General features: G+C 24.3%; 1 protein-coding gene. It reads left to right on the forward strand.

Annotated features, from left to right (window positions below; genetic code table 11):
* Positions 1-46: 46 nt before the first annotated feature.
* A partial coding sequence (locus CAMP5082_RS08370) for an EexN family lipoprotein (protein ID WP_337206445.1) occupies positions 47-296 on the forward strand: 250 nt, incomplete at its 3' end.

The raw sequence follows: 296 nt of genomic DNA on the forward strand, positions 1-296 counted from the left end.
ATTAAAATATAACTAACATATTTAAAAAATATATCAAGGATATAAAATGAAAAAAGTAGTTTTAGGGTTAGCTTCTTTTAGTCTTATTGTTTTTTTAGGTGCTTGTTCATCAGAGCCTAAGTCTATGGAATATTTTAAAGATGCTAAAAATGAAAAAGAATTAAAAGATGCTTTAAAATATTGTAAAGATAATAGAGACTCTATACTAAAAGATAAAACTTCAAAAGAATATATAGAATGTGAAAATGCTTTTAAAGCAGATATAGGAAAATCAATGGGGAAAGAGCCTTTGGATT

The sequence above is a fragment of the Campylobacter sp. LMG 17559 genome (assembly GCF_024723605.1).
GTDB lineage: Bacteria > Campylobacterota > Campylobacteria > Campylobacterales > Campylobacteraceae > Campylobacter_D.